Here is a 17,236-nt window from a genome sequence, read left to right on the forward strand (position 1 = left end):
ACGACATGCCGGGCACAGCGGGCTACTGGCCTAATCCTCACGCAACAGGGCCGCACGCGGGCATTCAGCGATCGCTTGCTCGGCCAGAGCCTCCTGGTCGGGGGGAATGGGATCTGTCTTGACGACCGCATAGTCGTCGTCGTCCAAGTCGAAGATATCCGGAGCAATCCCCAGGCACACGGCGTTGCCTTCGCACCGGTCACGGTCGACTATCACTCGCACGGCGCCCTCCTTGATCTTGCCCAGAACCTGGGCCAGCCAGTGATCATTGTGTAGCACCACCCTAGGACGACCGCACCGCTGACGAAACGGTCGCTGGATTCCCAGACTAGAACGTGTTACAACCGGGGTAACGCATGGGTAGCCGTTGGCTGCGCGTCGGCAGGTGTGGAGATGCCTGTCATGGCCGGTTACCCAACCCAATCGGTTGACCGGAGGCGGCAGGAATGCGCATCAGTTACACACCCGAGCAGGAGGAGCTGCGCCGCGAACTGCGGTCGTATTTCACCACCCTGATGACGCCGGAGCGCCGCGAGGCGCTGAGTTCGGTCCAGGGCGAATACGGCACCGGCAACGTCTACCGCGAGACGGTTGCCCAGATGGGCAAGGACGGGTGGCTCACCCTGAACTGGCCGAAGGAATACGGCGGCCAGGATCGCTCGCCGATGGACTCGCTGATCTTCACCGACGAGGCGGCCATCGCCGGTGCCCCGGTGCCGTTCCTGACGATCAACAGCGTGGCGCCGACCATCATGGCCTTCGGCACCGACGAGCAGAAGAAGTTCTTCCTCCCCAAGATCGCCGCCGGGGATCTGCACTTCTCCATCGGCTACTCCGAGCCGGGCGCGGGCACCGACCTGGCCAACCTGCGAACCACGGCGGTTCGCGACGGCGACGACTATGTGATCAACGGCCAGAAGATGTGGACCAGCCTGATCGCCTACGCGGACTGGGTCTGGCTGGCGGTGCGCACCAACCCGGAGGCCAAGAAACACCGCGGCATCTCCATGCTGGTCGTTCCCACGACCGCCGAAGGCTTCTCGTGGACACCGGTGCACACCATGGCCGGACCCGACACCAGTGCGACCTACTACACCGACGTGCGGGTGCCGGTGACCAACCTGATCGGTGAGGAGAACGCGGGCTGGAAACTGGTGACCAACCAGCTCAACCACGAGCGGGTGGCCCTGGTCTCGTCGGCACCGATATCCATGGCCCTGCGGGAAGTCCGCGAATGGGCGCAAAACACCAAGGATGCCGGCGGCGCCCGTCTCATCGACTCGGAGTGGGTGCAGCTGAACCTGGCCCGGGTGCACGCCAAGGTCGAGGTGCTCAAGCTGATCAACTGGGAGCTGGCCTCGAACGACGCCGCCCCGTCACCGGCGGACGCATCGGCCGCCAAGGTGTTCGGCACCGAGCTGGCCACCGAGGCCTACCGGCTGCTCATGGAGGTGCTGGGCACCGCGGCCACCCTGCGTCAGGACTCCCCCGGCGCGTTGCTTCGCGGGCGCGTCGAGCGGATGCACCGGGCGTGTCTGATCCTGACCTTCGGCGGCGGCACCAACGAAGTCCAGCGCGACATCATCGGCATGGTCGCCCTGGGACTGCCCCGGGCCAACCGCTGACTTTCACACATTCTCAGAGGACGGACTTCTATGGACTTCTCGACGACTGAAGCGGCTCAGGATCTTGGCGGTCTGGTCGACACCATCGTGGACGCGGTGTGCACGCCCGAGCACCAGCGCCAGCTCGACGGGCTGGAGCACCGATTCGACCGCGAGCTGTGGCGCAAGCTGATCGACAGCGACATCCTGTCCAGTGCCGCCGCCACCCAGGTGGGCGGCGACGGTTTCGGGGTGCTTGAGCAGGTTGCGATCCTGGTCGCGCTCGGGCATCAGCTAGCCGCCGTGCCCTACCTCGAGTCGGTGGTTTTGGCCGCTGGCGCGCTGGCCCGGTTCGGCTCCGAAGAACTGCAGCAGAGCTGGGGTGCCGCGGCGGTCGGCGGCGAGAAGATCCTTGCCGTGGCCCTTGACGCGGAGATGGGCGACGGACCGGTCCAGGCCGCGCGGTCCGGCGCGGGCTTCCGCCTCACCGGCACCCGCACTCAGGTGGGCTACGGTCCGGTCGCAGACGCCTTTCTTGTTCCCGCCGAAACCGATTCCGGCACCGTTGTTTTCCTGGTTGCCGCCGATGACCCCGGGGTCAGCGTCACCGCGTTGCAGACCACCGGCCTGGGCAGCGTCGGCCATCTGGCCCTGGACGGCACGGAGGTGGATGCCGCACGCGGGATCGGCGGATCCGATGTCACCGCCTGGCTGCGCACCATTAATGCCCTGGGCCGCAGCGCATTTCAGCTCGGGGTGCTCGAACGCGGACTCCAGATGACCGCCGAATACGCGCGTACCCGCGAGCAGTTCGACCGCCCGATCGGCAGTTTCCAGGCGGTGGGACAGCGCCTGGCCGACGGCTATATCGACGTCAAGGGATTGCGACTGACACTGACCCAGGCCGCTTGGCGGGTATCGGAGGACCTGCCCGCTGAGATCGATGTGGCATCGGCGGGCTTCTGGGCGGCTGAGGCCGGCCACCGTGTCGCGCACACCATCGTGCATGTGCACGGCGGGGTCGGTGTCGACACCGATCATCCGGTGCACCGTTACTTCCTGGCCGCCAAGGAGGCCGAGTTCGCTCTGGGCGGGGCCACCACAGCGCTTCGCCAAATCGGCCGTGAACTGGCGGAGACTCCAGCGTAGGAGGCGACGGCGCTGGGCGCGGCCGCAGCTTCACGCTCGTCGAGACCAACGAAGGGGCTGAATTGAGCGCGGACCCCACCGTCCCCCAGCTGCTGGTCCCGCTCGCCGAAATCGGAGACCGGGGAATCTATTTCGAAGACTCCTTCACCAGCTGGGCAGACCACATCGGGCACGGCGCCGCGATCGCCGCGGCGCTGCGTGAGCGTCTTGACCCCACTCGCCCGCCGCATGTCGGCGTGTTGCTGCAGAACACGCCGTTCTTCTCGGCGATGCTGGCCGCAGCCGGAATGTCCGGAATCATTCCGGTAGGCCTCAATCCGGTACGCCGCGGCGCGGCACTTGCCCGCGACATCGAACACGCCGACTGCCAGATGGTGCTCGCCGACACGGCATCGGCGAGCACCCTGGACGACATCGAGCACGTCAACGTCGACTCAGCCGAGTGGGCGGAAGTGGTTGATGCGCATCGTAATTCGGATATCAGCTTTCAAAATGCCGCACCGGATGATCTTTTCATGCTCATCTACACCTCCGGCACCAGCGGTGATCCCAAGGCGGTCAAGTGCAGCCACAGCAAGGTCGCGATCGCGGGCGTGACCATGACGCAGCGCTTCGGCCTGGGGCGCGACGACGTCTGTTATGTGTCGATGCCGTTGTTCCACTCCAACGCGGTCCTGGTGGGATGGGCGGTGGCGGTGGCATGCCAGGGATCAATGGCGTTGCGGCGCAAGTTCTCCGCTTCGCAGTTTCTTTCCGACGTGCGCCGCTACGGCGCCACCTACGCGAACTACGTGGGCAAGCCGTTGTCGTATGTGCTGGCCACACCCGAACGACCCGATGACGCGGACAACCCGTTGCGAGCCGTCTACGGCAACGAAGGTGTACCCGGCGATATCGAGCGTTTCGGATGTCGCTTCGGCTGCGTCGTCCAGGACGGCTTCGGTTCCACCGAGGGGGGTGTAGCCATCGCGCGAACCCCCGATACCCCGGCGGGCTCGTTGGGCCCGCTGCCGGAGAACATCGAGATTGTCGACCCCGAGACGGGCCAGCAGTGTCCGGTGGGAGCCGTCGGGGAGCTGGTGAACACCGCGGGGCCGGGCCGGTTCGAGGGCTACTACAACGACGAGGCCGCCTCGGCGCAGCGGATGTCGGGCGGCGTCTACCACAGCGGCGACCTCGCCTACCGTGATGCGGCCGGCTACGCGTACTTCGCTGGCCGCCTAGGCGATTGGATGCGGGTCGATGGTGAAAACCTCGGAACCGCACCGATCGAGCGGGTACTGCTGCGTTATCCCGACGCCATCGAAGTTGCGGTCTACGCGATACCCGATCCGGTGGTCGGAGACCAAGTGATGGCGGCGATGGTGCTCACCCCCGGTGCGAAGTTCGATGTCGACAAGTTCCGCGCATTCCTGGCCGGTCAATCCGACCTCGGCCCCAAGCAGTGGCCGTCCTACGTCCGGATCTGTTCGGCGCTGCCCCGAACCGAGACGTTCAAGGTGCTCAAACGCCAGCTCGCGGCCGACGGTGTCGACTGTGGCGATCCGGTTTGGTCCATCCGCGACCAGTCCTAGCCGAAGCCTGATCTTCGGTGAAAAACACTCAATGAATTTCGCCGATCGGGATAGCATCCGCCTCGATAGTGCCCAGGTCGTGTTTCTCAGAACGCAAGGTGCCCAGGATGTCCTACCTGATTGTCGCGCCAGAGGCGATGACGGCGGCCGCCGGCGACCTGGCCGGCATCGGTTCGTCAGTCGCCGCGGCTAGCGCGGCGGCGGCGGGTCCCACCACCGCGATGCTGACAGCGGCCGCCGACGAGGTGTCCACCGCCATCGCCGCGTTCTTCTCCGAGCACGCCGCCGACTATCAGCGGTTGGCCGGCCAAGCGGCCGCATTGCATACCCAGTTGGAGCGGGTCCTGAGTGCGGGCGCGGTGGCCTACGCCGCCGCGGAGGCAACCGGCACATCACCGCTGCAGCTGGCCATCAACGCGGTGAGCGCACCCGCGCAGAGCCTGCTGGCCCGCCCAATCATCGGCAACGGTGCCAATGCGACGACGCCCGGAGGCAACGGCGGCGACGGCGGCTGGTTGTTCGGCAGCGGAGGCAACGGCGCGGCCGGTGCTGCCGGCCAGGCTGGCGGCACCGGCGGATCGGCCGGCTTGTTGGGCAATGGCGGCGCGGGTGGCGCCGGTGGGACCGGCGGCGCCAGCGGTGGCAATGGAGGTAACGGCGGGCTGCTGTTCGGCGGCGGCGGGATCGGCGGCACCGGCGGCACCGGCGCGGCCGGCGCCGGCATGGGTGGCCTGGGCGGCAATGGCGGCAGTGGGTCCTGGCTCATCGGCGGCGGTGGCGCCGGCGGGGCCGGCGGTATCGGCGGGACCGGCGGCGGCACCGGCGGCGTCGGCGGCACCGGCGGAGACGCCGGCTGGCTGGTCGGTGCCGGCGGGTCAGGTGGGGCCGGTGGCATCGGCGCCACCGGGACCGGCAGCGGCGGCGCGGCCGGGAATGGCGGCATCGGCGGCAACGGTGGCGCTGGCGGATTGTTCATGAACGGCGGCGACGGCGGGGCGGGCGGCCAAGGTGGCGACGGGGCCGCGGGCGCGGCAGCTGCGGCCGCCGGCGGCACCGGCGGCGACGGCGGTCTGGGTGGCAACGGCGGCGCCGGCGGCGCCGGTGGCGACGGGCCGGTGCTGTTCGGCCACGGTGGCGCCGGAGGACTCGGCGGCCAAGGCGGCACCGGCGGCATCGGCGGCACTGGCGGAGCGGGCACCACCAGCATCGCCGCCGGCACCGGCGGCAACGGTGGTGCCGGTGGCGCCGCGGGTGGCGGCGGCACCGCGGGCGCCGCGGGACCACTGACCAACGCCGGGTTGGCCGGCGGTTTCGGCACCGGCGGCACCGGCGGCACCGGCGGTACCGGCGGTGCCGGCGCGCCCGGCATCGACGGGGCGGCCCTCGGCGAGGGCGGCACCAACGGCTACATCGGCGGCAACGGCGGCAACGGCGGTGCCGGTGGCGCCGCGGTGGGAGGCGGTGCCGCGGGCGACGGCGGTCAGGGTGGCCACGGCGGCACTGGCGGCATGGGTGGAGCCGGGGCGAACGGAATCACCGGTGGCGGGGTGACCGGTGCGGGTGGCAGCGGCGGTGACGGCGGTCAAGGCGGCGAGCCCGGGACCGGCGGCGCCGCCGGCTCCGGCGGTGGCGGTCAGACCGGCAGCCTCGGCATCGGCGGCACCGGTGGACACGGTGGTGCGGGCGGAGACGGTACGCCCGGCGACAACGGCGCTGCCGGCCCCACCGCGGGAACCGGCGATCCGGGCGTCGACGGCGGGGCCGGCGGCAACGGCGGTACCGGCGGGCAGGGCGGCAGCAACGGCACCGGCGGCAACGGCGGTACCGGCGGCAGCGGCGCGACCGGCGGCGACGGCGGTACCGGCGGCGCCGGGACGGCTACCGACGCGGGCGGCACCGGCGGTCAGGGTGGCGTCGGCGGCGCCGGCGGGGCACCCGGTGCGGCCGGGCTGGGCGGTACCGGCGGTCAGACGGGCAACGAGGGCGTCGGCGGAAATGGCGGGCAGGGCGGTCACGGCGGTGCTGGCGGCAACGGAGTCGACGGCGCCGACGCCAACCTGTTCACCGGCGACAACGGCGGCGACGGTACCGCCGGAGGCAAGGGCGGCGACGGGGGTGCCGGTGGCGCCGCCGGCGCCAATGGCGGTACCGGCGGGGGCGGCGGCATCGGTGGGGGCGGCGGTGTTGGCGGCGACGGCGGCAACGGCGGTAGCGGCAACACCGGAACGTCCTCGGCACCCGCGGGCGGTACCGGCGGAACTGGCGGCACCGGAGCCGATGGTGGAGCCGGCGGCAACGGCGGCGCCGCCGGGGGTGCCGGTGGCACCGGCGGTCAGGGTGGCACCGGGGGCGGTGCCGGCAAGGGCGGCACCGGCGGGGCGGGCGGTGCCGCCGTGACTCCCGGACTTGGCATCGGGGACGAGCCCGCAGGCGGTACCGGTGGTACCGGCGGGCACGGCGGCACCGGAGGCCACGGCGGCACCGGAGGAGCAGCCGGCAACGGCGGGGCGGGCGGAGCCGGCGGGGAGGCCGGCGACGGCGGCAGCGGCGGCGAGGGGGGCGACGGCGGGGCGGGCGCGCAGGGCACCACCGTGTCCCTCCCCGGCTCCGGCGGAAACGCCGGCAACGGCGGCAATGCCGGCGGCGGCGGCGTGGGTGGCACCGGCGGGGCCGGCGCTACCGGGGCACCCGCCGGTGGCGGCGGCACCGGCGGCAATGGCGGCAATGCCGGCGCCGGAGGTAAGGGCGGCGCCGGCGCGTTCGGCGGGGCGGGCAGCTCCCCCGGATTCCTCAGCCCCGCAGGCGACGGCGGTGCTGGTGGTGATGCCGGCACCGCGGGAGCGGGCGGCAACGGCGGCGCCGGCGGCGCGGGTCCGAGCGGCGGCAATGGCGGGACCGGCGGCAACGGCGGCCATGGCGGCAATGGCGGAAACGGCGCCGAGGGCGCCATCGGCGCGCAGTTCGTCCCCGCCTCCAGCCTCCCGACACCGTCCGGCGGAGCCGGTGGCGATGGCGGCAACGGGAGTAACGGCGGTGCGCCGGGCGCGGGCGGCAGTGCCGGCGCCGGCACCGGCGGCAGCACCGGCGGCCAAGGCACCGGCGGCAACGGCGGCAACGGCGGCAACGGCGGCAACGGCGCCGACGGCGCGAACGCCGTCAACATCGCCTTCACTCCCAACCAGCCCCAGGCCACAGCCGGCAACCCTGGCGGTTCGGGGATCACCGGGGAAATCGGCGGGAACGGCACCAATGGCAGCCCCGCAACACTGCCGACCACGCAGGTCCAGCAGGGTGGCGACGGCGGAGCCGGCGGCACCGGCACCAATGCCGCCAACAACGAAGTGGCCACCGGCGGGGAAGGCGGCACCGGCGGCACCGGCAGCGCCGGCGGTCCGGGCGGTGACGGCGGTGTCGGCGGCGACGCGTCAGAAACCGGCACCGACGGTGTGGCCGTCGGCGGGCAAGGCGGACAGGGCGGAGCCGGCGGTCAGTTCGGCGGCGGCGGCAACGGTGGGGACGGTGGGAATGTCACCGCCGGATCGGCCGGCAGCACCGCGGGTAACGGCGGCAACGGCGGCAACGCCAACAACGGCACCATCGAGGGCTCCCCCGCCGGCGGCAACGGTTCCGCGGGCGGCGACGGCGGCGACGGCGGCGACGTCGCCTCCGGGGCGACCGGCACCGCCGGTACTGGCGGTACGGGCGGTGCCGGCAATGACGGAACCATCAACGCCGGCACCGGCGGCAATGGTGGCGCCGGGGGCAGGGCCGGTAGCGGCGGCGCCAACGGCGGCAACGGGGGAACCGGCGGAACCGGCGGCGACGGCGGCAAGGGCGGTGGCGGTGCCGTCGGCGGTAGCGGCGGGGATGGCGGCGACGGCGGCATCAATAACGGCGCCGGCGCCAACGGCAACGGAGGCGGCGGCGGCACCGGCGGCACCGGCTCCATCGGTGCGGCCGGTGGCAATGGCGGACAAGGCGGCAGTGGGGGCGCTGCGGGTTCTGGCGGCGGCACCGCGGGCAATGGCGGGGCCGGCGGGGTCGGCGGGGCGGGCGGGACCGGCGGGGTCGGCGGTGGCGGCGGCGACGGCGGAGCGGGTGCCCTGGCGGGCACCGGTGGCAGCGGCGGCACCGGCGGTGCCAGCGGCGCCGGCGGCAGCGGCGGCGGTGGCGGCCTGTCCGGCAGCGGCCAGAGCGGCGCAAACGGCGGCACCGGCGGCGCTAGTCAGGAGGGCCAAGACGGCCAGGCAAGCACCGACTCCGACGGCGGCGCCGGGGGCGCCGGCGGCACCGCGGGCAGCGGCGGCGCGGCGGGCGCCGGAGGCCAGGCCTGATGATGGGCGCGCCCCGCGCCGCGCTCGAGGCAAGCTTCGAGCGGCTGTGCACCGCGCTGCCGGCGACCGCGGGTGTGGCGGTCGCGCTCCCCGACAGCGGCGAGACCTGTTCGTTGGGCCCCTGGTCGACCGGCGTCGCCTGGTCGACGGCCAAAGTGCCGTTGGCGATCGCAGCGCTGCGCCGCGACCCACGGCGCGCAGCCGCATGGGTGACCAAGGCGATCACCGAATCGGACAACGCGGCCGCCGAGCAGCTGTGGTCGCAGCTGGGCGACCCCCTCGATGCCGCCAAACAGGTGCAGGCCGTCATCGGCACGGCCGGCGATGAGTGCACCCGGGTGGAATCGCGCCGACTTCGGCGCGGTTTCACCGCATTCGGTCAAACACCATGGCGCCTGGACCGGCAAGCGCTGTTCGCCGCGGGACTGCCCGGTGTTGCGGAAGCGAGCCCCGTCATCGACTTGATGCGCCATCTCACCGAGCGCCATCGCTGGGGTCTGGCCGCCAAAGGAGTTGCCGCAAAAGGCGGTTGGGGCCCCGGCCACGACGGCGACTATCTGGTGCGGCAGTTCGGCATCGTGCCCACCGGATCGGGCCATCTGGGTGTGGCATTGGCCGCGCAGGCAGCCAGCTTCCAAACCGGAGTCAAGGCGCTGAACAGGATCGCGGATTGGCTCCTGGGCGGCAGCGCAAAGCTATCTGCCCTTACCGGAGGCGGCGGCTAGCCCAGCAGCGATGGCACGACGGCGTCGATCAGATGCGGCCCGGGTTCATTGAAGGCGCCGCGCAGCGCGTCCGCAAATTCCTCGCAGCTACCGACCCGCCGGGCCGGAACACCCATGCCTTCCGCAATCTTGACGAAATCCATTGTGGGACGGGAGATATCAAGAAGATCCAGCGCTTTGGGACCGGGCGCCGAGCCGGCACCCACGCGCTGCAACTCCACTCGCAGAATATCGTAGGCGCCGTTGTTGTAGATGACGGTGGTGACATCGAGGTTTTCCCGGGCCTGGGTCCACAACCCGGAGATCGTGTACATCGCCGACCCGTCGGATTGCAGGCACAGCACCGGACGTTCGGGCGCCGCGACCGCGGCACCCACCGCGGCCGGAATGCCGTAACCGATCGCCCCGCCGGTCAGCGTCAGCCAATCGTGGGCCGGCGCACCGGCGGTCGCCTGCGGCAGCAGCACACCCGAGGTGTTGGACTCGTCGACGACGATCGCACGTTCGGGCATCAGCGCGCCGATCACGTCCGCCGCTGACATCGAGGTCAGCGCGCCCGTCGGCAGTTGCGGGCGCGATAGCGCGGCCAGCGGCGCACTCGTCCCGGGCGCAACCTCGTCGGCCAGTGCGATCAAGGCATCAGCCGCTCCCCGGTGCCCGGCAAGCTCGTGCACCGTGCATCCGGCGGGCACCAGATCGCTGGCCATGCCCGGGTAGGCGAAGAACGACACCGGCGATTTCGCGCCGGCCAGCACCAGATGTTTGGCCCCGTCCAGCTGTGCCGCCGCGGCCTCGGCGAAGTATCCGAGCCGTTCCACCGCGGGCACTCCAGCGCCGCGCTCCAGCCGGGTCGGGAATGTCTCGCACAGCCACCGCGCGCCGGTCGCCTCGGCGATACGAGCGGCCGCGGCCAGACCCGGCCCCCGGGTGGCGTCCCCACCGATCAGGAGCAGGGCCGGTTCCGCCGAGCGCAGCATCTTGGCGATCGAGACCACGTCGCCGGTGACCGGCGCGGGTTGCGCCGGCGGCACCATGGCCGGCTCGGCGCCCTCGGACCAGGACGCGTCCGCCGGCAGGATCAGCGTGCAAACCTGCGGCCCCTGCCGGCTGGCGGCGATGGCCTTGGCGGTGTCGGCGCCGACATCGGCGGCCGTCTCGGTCCGGTGCACCCAGCCCGAAACCGTGCCGGCCAATGCGTCGATGTCGGATTCCAATGGGGCGTCGTACTTCTTGTGGTAAGTCGCGTGGTCTCCGACGACCACAACCATCGGCACCCGGGCCCGGCGGGCGTTGTGCAGGTTGGCCAGGCCGTTGCCGAGTCCGGGGCCCAGATGCAGCAGCACCGCTGCGGGCTTGTCGGCCATGCGGGCATAGCCATCGGCCGCACCGGTGGCCACGCCCTCGAAGAGGGCGAGCACACCGCGCATGTCCGCAACGGTGTCCAGTGCGGCCACGAAATGCATCTCCGAGGTACCGGGGTTGGCAAAGCACACGTCAACACCACCATCGACCAAGGTGTTGATCAGAGCCTGGGCACCGTTCACCTGCCTACTCCTTTATCTTGGGGGTCGTTGCGCGAGCCCGAAGACCCGCTCGGCGTTGCCGTGCAGAAAGTCGCGTCGAGCCTCGTCTTCCAGACCGAGTTCGTCAAGGCCCGCCAGGGCGTGCGCATGAGCGATCATCGGGAAGTTGGTGCCGAACAAGACTTTGCGTCGTCCGGTGCCAGTCTTCATGAATCGGATCAACTCGTGCGGCAGCCGCTTGATCGTGTAGGCCGACGTGTCGATGTAGACGTTTTCGTGTTTGCGCGCCACCGCGACCATCTCTTCTGTCCACGGGTAGCCGACGTGACCGCAGACGATCACCAGCTCCGGGAAGTCCAGGGCCACTTGGTCGATGTAGGGGATCGGGCGGCCGGTCTCCGATGGCCGCAGCGGGCCGGTGTGCCCGACTTGGGTGCAGAACGGAACCCCCGACTCCACGCATTCGGCGAACAGTGGGTAATAGCGGCGATCGGTGGGCGGCGCCTCCCACAACCAGGGCACCACCCGCAGACCGACGAACCCCGAAGCGACTCGGCTTCGCAGCTCGCGAACCGCGACCATCGGACGGTCCAGGTCTACCGCCGCCAGCCCGGCGAATCGCTGCGGGTGCAGATCGACCCACCCCGCAACCTCGTCGTTAGACACCAGATCCTGACCATTGGGACCACGCCACGCGCTGAGTAGACCGAACTCGACGTCGGCGGCATCCATCGATGCAATGGTCGCCTCGATGGGGATCTGGGCCTCGGGGATCGAGCTGTCGGTCCAGCGGCGCAGCGAGGCCAGCATGTCGCTGCGCAGGAATCGCTGAGTCGGATGCTGCATCCACGCGTCGATCGTCATCGCACTTCAGACTCTAGACGGCCATCGCGCCCGCATCGCTGCTGGTCTGGCGGTGCGAGGACGTCGACCTCGATATCCGGACACAGGACCGTCGCGCAGCACCAAAAACTAAAAGAAACTGAATGAATATCAGAGAAAGCGCGTTTCCTGTTGCCATCCGTTGCATAGCATCCGTTCCGACGAGTCCGGCGTGGGGGCGGTCGTCGCAAGCCGTATGTAGACCGTTTTTAGCGAGCCCTGGGAGCTTGTCTTGACCTACGTTGTCGTTTCACCAGAGATCGTCGCCGCCGCGGCAGGAACCCTAACGAGGATCAGTTCCTCTGTCAGCGCCGCTAACGCGGCAGCGGCAGCCTCCACCACTGACCTGCTGGCCGCAGGCGCCGATGAAGTATCCACACGCATCGCCGCCCTCTTCGGCGTGCATGGCCTCGAATACCAGCACATAAGCGCGCAGGCAGCGGCATATCACGAGCAGTTCATACAAGCGATGCAAGGCGGCGCCCGGTCATACGCATGGGCTGAGGCCGCCAACGCTGAGCAAAATCTACTGAACCTCATCAACTCACCCACTCAGGCGTTCTTCGGGCGCTCTCTCATCGGGGACGGCGCCAACGCGACAACTCCGGGTGGAGCCGGCGGAGATGGTGGACTGCTCATCGGTAACGGCGGCAACGGAGCGGCCGGCGCCGCCGGCCAGGCCGGTGGCGCCGGCGGCTCCGGGGGCCTCTTGGGTAACGGGGGCAACGGCGGGGCCGGCGGAATCGGCGGTGGGGCCGGCGGGGTTGGGGGCAACGGCGGCTGGCTGTACGGCCGGGGCGGTGTCGGCGGGGCGGGCGGAATGGGCGGCGGCACGGGTGGCGCCGGCGGCCACGCCTGGTTGTTCGGGCATGGCGGGACAGGCGGCCTCGGAGGTGGTGGCGGGATCGGCGCCGGGGGCGCCGGCGGCAACGGGGGCTTGCTGTACGGCCACGGCGGCGCCGGTGCAGCTGGCGGCGCCGGCCAGGCGGGGGGCGACGGCGGATCTGCTGGCCTCTGGGGCCGCGGAGGCGCCGGTGGTGCAGCGGGTGTCGGAGGCTCCACCGGCGGCAGCGGCGGCAGCGGCGGCCTGCTAATCGGCGCCGGCGGCAGCGGCGGCGCTGGCACTTCTGGCGGGGCGGGCGGCCACGGCGGGTGGCTGATCGGCGACGGCGGCCCGGGCGGCACCGGCGGTGACGGCGGCGGATCCGGCGGCAGTGGCGGCGATGCGGCATGGCTCTTTGGCAGCGGAGGCGCTGGCGGTGCAGGGGGAATCGGCGGCGGCACCGGCGGCCAGGGCGGCGACGGCGGTTTCCTGATCGGTAACGCCGGCAGCGGCGGCATCGGTGGGATCGGAGCTACCGGTACCCCCGGCGGGCACGGCGGCGATGGCGGGAACCCCGGATGGCTACTCGGGGCGGCCGGCACTGGCGGCCTCGGCGGCGCCGGCGGCGCTGCCGCCTCCACCGGCACCGCCGGAGGAGTCGGTGGCGACGGCGGAGCCGGTGGACGCGGTGGGTTATTCATGCACGGTGGTGCCGGAGGGAACGGCGGTACCGGCGGCGCGGGCGCTGGCGGTACTGATGGCGGCGGCAGCGGCGGAGCCGGCGGCGCGGGCGGCAACGGTGGGGCTGGTGGTCGCGCCCCACTACTCTTCGGACGCGGCGGAACGGGCGGCTACGGAGGCAGCGGCGGCAGCGGCGGGCACGGCGGCACCGGATTGGACGGCAATCTGGCCGGTCTTGGTGGCGACGGTGGAGGTGGAGGCACAGGCGGTGACGGCGGCGCCCCTGGCACCGGCGGGGCCGGTGGTGCCCGCCACCTCTTCAGCCATAACGGCCGGTCCGGCAGCACTGGTGACGGTGGCGCCGGCGGCAGCGGCGGTCGCGGCGGCGATGGTGCAGCCGGCACAGACGCTGCAGCTAACTCCGGTGCCATAGGTGGAACCGGATTTTCTGGCGGGGCCGGCGGTGCGGGCGGTGTCGGTGGCGGCGCGGGTGCAAATCAAGGCGCCGGCGGCCAAGGCGGCGACGGCGGCCACGGCGGCACCGGCGGCGACGGCGGCGACGGCGCTGCGGGCACTGACCCGCTGCTGGCCGCCCAAGCCGGCGGCCAAGGCGGCGACGGCGGCACCGGCGGCGCGGCCGGCACCGGCGGCACCGGCTCGACCATGGGCACCGACGGCACCGCGGGTGACGGCGGCACCGGCGGGGCCGGCGGCCACGGCGGGACCGGCGCCGACAACACCACCGTGGTCGGTGCGGGCGCCATGGGCGCCGCGGGCGGCCAGGGCGGAGCCGGCGGGACCGGCGGCACCGGCGGCGCAGCCGGCACCGGCGGCGGCGGACTCCAAGGCGCCGGCGGCCAAGGCGGCGACGGCGGCCACGGCGGCACCGGCGGCGACGGCGGCGACGGCGCTGCGGGCACTGACCCGCTGCTGGCCGCCCAAGCCGGCGGCCAAGGCGGCGACGGCGGCACCGGCGGCGCGGCCGGCACCGGCGGCACCGGCTCGACCATGGGCACCGACGGCACCGCGGGTGACGGCGGCACCGGCGGGGCCGGCGGCCACGGCGGGACCGGCGCCGACAACACCACCGTGGTCGGTGCGGGCGCCATGGGCGCCGCGGGCGGCCAGGGCGGAGCCGGCGGGACCGGCGGCACCGGCGGCGCAGCCGGCACCGGCGGCGGCGGACTCCAAGGCGCCGGCGGCCAAGGCGGCGACGGCGGCCACGGCGGCACCGGCGGCGACGGCGGCGACGGCGCTGCGGGCACTGACCCGCTGCTGGCCGCCCAAGCCGGCGGCCAAGGCGGCGACGGCGGCACCGGCGGCGCGGCCGGCACCGGCGGCACCGGCTCGACCATGGGCACCGACGGCACCGCGGGTGACGGCGGCACCGGCGGGGCCGGCGGCCACGGCGGGACCGGCGCCGACAACACCACCGTGGTCGGTGCGGGCGCCATGGGCGCCGCGGGCGGCCAGGGCGGAGCCGGCGGGACCGGCGGCACCGGCGGCGCAGCCGGCACCGGCGGCGGCGGACTCCAAGGCGCCGGCGGCCAAGGCGGCGACGGCGGCCACGGCGGCACCGGCGGCGACGGCGGCGACGGCGCTGCGGGCACTGACCCGCTGCTGGCCGCCCAAGCCGGCGGCCAAGGCGGCGACGGCGGCACCGGCGGCGCGGCCGGCACCGGCGGCACCGGCTCGACCATGGGCACCGACGGCACCGCGGGTGACGGCGGCACCGGCGGGGCCGGCGGCCACGGCGGGACCGGCGCCGACAACACCACCGTGGTCGGTGCGGGCGCCATGGGCGCCGCGGGCGGCCAGGGCGGAGCCGGCGGGACCGGCGGCACCGGCGGCGCAGCCGGCACCGGCGGCGGCGGACTCCAAGGCGCCGGCGGCCAAGGCGGCGACGGCGGCCACGGCGGCACCGGCGGCGACGGCGGCGACGGCGCTGCGGGCACTGACCCGCTGCTGGCCGCCCAAGCCGGCGGCCAAGGCGGCGACGGCGGCACCGGCGGCGCGGCCGGCACCGGCGGCACCGGCTCGACCATGGGCACCGACGGCACCGCGGGTGACGGCGGCACCGGCGGGGCCGGCGGCCACGGCGGGACCGGCGCCGACAACACCACCGTGGTCGGTGCGGGCGCCATGGGCGCCGCGGGCGGCCAGGGCGGAGCCGGCGGGACCGGCGGCACCGGCGGCGCAGCCGGCACCGGCGGCGGCGGACTCCAAGGCGCCGGCGGCCAAGGCGGCGACGGCGGCCACGGCGGCACCGGCGGCGACGGCGGCGACGGCGCTGCGGGCACTGACCCGCTGCTGGCCGCCCAAGCCGGCGGCCAAGGCGGCGACGGCGGCACCGGCGGCGCGGCCGGCACCGGCGGCACCGGCTCGACCATGGGCACCGACGGCACCGCGGGTGACGGCGGCACCGGCGGGGCCGGCGGCCACGGCGGGACCGGCGCCGACAACACCACCGTGGTCGGTGCGGGCGCCATGGGCGCCGCGGGCGGCCAGGGCGGAGCCGGCGGGACCGGCGGCACCGGCGGCGCAGCCGGCACCGGCGGCGGCGGACTCCAAGGCGCCGGCGGCCAAGGCGGCGACGGCGGCCACGGCGGCACCGGCGGCGACGGCGGCGACGGCGCTGCGGGCACTGACCCGCTGCTGGCCGCCCAAGCCGGCGGCCAAGGCGGCGACGGCGGCACCGGCGGCGCGGCCGGCACCGGCGGCACCGCACCGGCTCGACCATGGGCACCGACGGCACCGCGGGTGACGGCGGCACCGGCGGGGCCGGCGGCCACGGCGGGACCGGCGCCGACAACACCACCGTGGTCGGTGCGGGCGCCATGGGCGCCGCGGGCGGCCAGGGCGGAGCCGGCGGGACCGGCGGCACCGGCGGCGCAGCCGGCACCGGCGGCGGCGGACTCCAAGGCGCCGGCGGCCAAGGCGGCGACGGCGGCCACGGCGGCACCGGCGGCGACGGCGGCGACGGCGCTGCGGGCACTGACCCGCTGCTGGCCGCCCAAGCCGGCGGCCAAGGCGGCGACGGCGGCACCGGCGGCGCGGCCGGCACCGGCGGCACCGGCTCGACCATGGGCACCGACGGCACCGCGGGTGACGGCGGCACCGGCGGGGCCGGCGGCCACGGCGGGACCGGCGCCGACAACACCACCGTGGTCGGTGCGGGCGCCATGGGCGCCGCGGGCGGCCAGGGCGGAGCCGGCGGGACCGGCGGCACCGGCGGCGCAGCCGGCACCGGCGGCGGCGGACTCCAAGGCGCCGGCGGCCAAGGCGGCGACGGCGGCCACGGCGGCACCGGCGGCGACGGCGGCGACGGCGCTGCGGGCACTGACCCGCTGCTGGCCGCCCAAGCCGGCGGCCAAGGCGGCGACGGCGGCACCGGCGGCGCGGCCGGCACCGGCGGCACCGGCTCGACCATGGGCACCGACGGCACCGCGGGTGACGGCGGCACCGGCGGGGCCGGCGGCCACGGCGGGACCGGCGCCGACAACACCACCGTGGTCGGTGCGGGCGCCATGGGCGCCGCGGGCGGCCAGGGCGGGCCGGCGGGACCGGCGGCACCGGCGGCGCAGCCGGCACCGGCGGCGGCGGACTCCAAGGCGCCGGCGGCCAAGGCGGCGACGGCGGCCACGGCGGCACCGGCGGCGACGGCGGCGACGGCGCTGCGGGCACTGACCCGCTGCTGGCCGCCCAAGCCGGCGGCCAAGGCGGCGACGGCGGCACCGGCGGCGCGGCCGGCACCGGCGGCACCGGCTCGACCATGGGCACCGACGGCACCGCGGGTGACGGCGGCACCGGCGGGGCCGGCGGCCACGGCGGGACCGGCGCCGACAACACCACCGTGGTCGGTGCGGGCGCCATGGGCGCCGCGGGCGGCCAGGGCGGAGCCGGCGGGACCGGCGGCACCGGCGGCGCAGCCGGCACCGGCG

9 protein-coding genes are annotated in these 17,236 nt (G+C 74.2%); 6 read left to right on the forward strand and 3 right to left on the reverse strand.

Features of this window, described 5'->3' with window-relative positions:
* Nucleotides 1–30 precede the first annotated feature (30 nt).
* Entirely contained in the window at nucleotides 31–222 is a 192-nt protein-coding gene (locus CCUG20998_RS24830) for a ferredoxin (protein WP_036427093.1), read from the reverse strand.
* A 224-nt stretch (nucleotides 223–446) separates the two neighbouring features.
* Here CCUG20998_RS24830 and CCUG20998_RS24835 point away from each other — a divergent pair, with 224 nt between their 5' ends.
* The 5 genes from CCUG20998_RS24835 (at nucleotide 447) to CCUG20998_RS24855 (ending at nucleotide 9,386) form a co-directional block, all read left to right on the forward strand.
* Nucleotides 447–1,625 (forward strand): acyl-CoA dehydrogenase, encoded by a 1,179-nt coding sequence (locus CCUG20998_RS24835; protein ID WP_015357358.1) that lies wholly within the window; start codon nucleotides 447–449, stop codon nucleotides 1,623–1,625.
* Between the two features lie 30 nt (nucleotides 1,626–1,655).
* Nucleotides 1,656–2,753 carry an acyl-CoA dehydrogenase family protein gene (locus tag CCUG20998_RS24840; RefSeq protein ID WP_020730678.1) on the forward strand — a complete coding sequence of 366 codons (1,098 nt, stop codon included), beginning with the start codon at nucleotides 1,656–1,658 and terminating at the stop codon, nucleotides 2,751–2,753.
* 62 nt (nucleotides 2,754–2,815) lie between these two features.
* Entirely contained in the window at nucleotides 2,816–4,327 is a 1,512-nt protein-coding gene (gene fadD17, locus CCUG20998_RS24845) for a long-chain-fatty-acid--CoA ligase FadD17 (protein ID WP_020730677.1), read from the forward strand.
* 107 nt (nucleotides 4,328–4,434) lie between these two features.
* Nucleotides 4,435–8,661, forward strand: coding sequence for a PE family protein (locus tag CCUG20998_RS24850; RefSeq protein WP_116269152.1), 4,227 nt, complete (start codon nucleotides 4,435–4,437; stop codon nucleotides 8,659–8,661).
* Nucleotides 8,661–9,386 carry a serine hydrolase gene (locus tag CCUG20998_RS24855; RefSeq protein ID WP_103654197.1) on the forward strand — a complete coding sequence of 242 codons (726 nt, stop codon included), beginning with the start codon at nucleotides 8,661–8,663 and terminating at the stop codon, nucleotides 9,384–9,386. The genes CCUG20998_RS24850 and CCUG20998_RS24855 overlap by 1 nt, the downstream gene beginning before the upstream one ends.
* On the opposite strand, the gene CCUG20998_RS24860 is transcribed toward CCUG20998_RS24855, so the two are convergent.
* Together CCUG20998_RS24860 and CCUG20998_RS24865 are read right to left on the reverse strand one after the other, a co-directional pair.
* Nucleotides 9,383–10,930 (reverse strand): acetolactate synthase large subunit, encoded by a 1,548-nt coding sequence (locus tag CCUG20998_RS24860; RefSeq protein ID WP_020730675.1) that lies wholly within the window; start codon nucleotides 10,928–10,930, stop codon nucleotides 9,383–9,385. The genes CCUG20998_RS24855 and CCUG20998_RS24860 overlap by 4 nt on opposite strands.
* A gap of 12 nt (nucleotides 10,931–10,942) precedes the next feature.
* The gene (locus tag CCUG20998_RS24865) at nucleotides 10,943–11,773 is read right to left on the reverse strand and encodes an amidohydrolase family protein (RefSeq protein ID WP_015357364.1); all 831 of its coding nucleotides are present in this window, start codon (nucleotides 11,771–11,773) and stop codon (nucleotides 10,943–10,945) included.
* Nucleotides 11,774–12,023: 250 nt separating this feature from the next.
* Between CCUG20998_RS24865 and CCUG20998_RS28800 the strand changes: the two genes are divergently transcribed.
* Nucleotides 12,024–16,982: a PE family protein gene (locus tag CCUG20998_RS28800; RefSeq protein ID WP_240642829.1), complete on the forward strand. Its 4,959-nt coding sequence runs from the start codon at nucleotides 12,024–12,026 to the stop codon at nucleotides 16,980–16,982.
* Nucleotides 16,983–17,236: the final 254 nt, after the last annotated feature.

Origin of the sequence: Mycobacterium marinum (assembly GCF_003391395.1) — a bacterium.
Lineage (GTDB): Bacteria > Actinomycetota > Actinomycetes > Mycobacteriales > Mycobacteriaceae > Mycobacterium > Mycobacterium marinum.

Bases quoted from the DNA above. Each gene is read 5' to 3' on its own strand.
- CCUG20998_RS24835 (WP_015357358.1), top strand. From the start codon at position 447: ATGCGCATCAGTTACACACCCGAGCAGGAGGAGCTGCGCCGCGAACTG.
- CCUG20998_RS24840 (WP_020730678.1), top strand. From the start codon at position 1,656: ATGGACTTCTCGACGACTGAAGCGGCTCAGGATCTTGGCGGTCTGGTC.
- CCUG20998_RS24850 (WP_116269152.1), top strand. From the start codon at position 4,435: ATGTCCTACCTGATTGTCGCGCCAGAGGCGATGACGGCGGCCGCCGGC.
- CCUG20998_RS24855 (WP_103654197.1), top strand. From the start codon at position 8,661: ATGATGGGCGCGCCCCGCGCCGCGCTCGAGGCAAGCTTCGAGCGGCTG.
- CCUG20998_RS24865 (WP_015357364.1), bottom strand. From the start codon at position 11,773: ATGACGATCGACGCGTGGATGCAGCATCCGACTCAGCGATTCCTGCGC.